Origin of the sequence: Streptomyces rhizosphaerihabitans (assembly GCF_025399795.1) — a bacterium.
Classification (GTDB): Bacteria; Actinomycetota; Actinomycetes; order Streptomycetales; family Streptomycetaceae; genus Streptomyces; species Streptomyces rhizosphaerihabitans.
The window spans coordinates 1-435 of record NZ_JAODTZ010000193.1; the positions used below are offsets into that span (position 1 = coordinate 1).

Consider the following 435-nt stretch of genomic DNA (forward strand, 5'->3'; position numbering starts at 1 on the left):
GATCATGTGGTGGGTGACCCTCCGATCTGCGGTGAGGACGGTCGCAGGACGGTGAGGATGTGCGCGGGCCGGTTCCCCGGCTCCAGGCGCACATAGTTGGTCCTGCCCCAGTTGTAGGTCTCGCCGGTGAGCTCGTCGCGCACCGGCACGGACTCGTGCCATTCCAGGCCGAGTTGCGGCATGTCCAACGAGACCGTGGCCTCCTGGGTGTGGTGGGGGTCGAGGCTGACCACCACCACAACCGTGTTCGAACCGCGGGCGTCCGTGACGGACTTGGAGTAGGCGATCACCGCCTCTTGGTCGGCGTGGTGGAAGTGCAGATCACGCAGCTGCCTCAGTGCCGGACTGCGCCGCCTGACCGCGTTGAGCTCGCTCACCAGCGGTGCGATGCTCAGGCCGTCCCGCTCGGCCGACTCCCAGTCCCGTGGGCGCAGT

General features: G+C 67.8%; 1 pseudogene. It reads right to left on the minus strand.

The features are described 5' to 3' along the window. Positions 1–2 precede the first annotated feature (2 nt). Positions 3–435 (minus strand): annotated as a pseudogene (locus N4G66_RS45365) (alpha-1,4-glucan--maltose-1-phosphate maltosyltransferase); the annotation flags it as partial.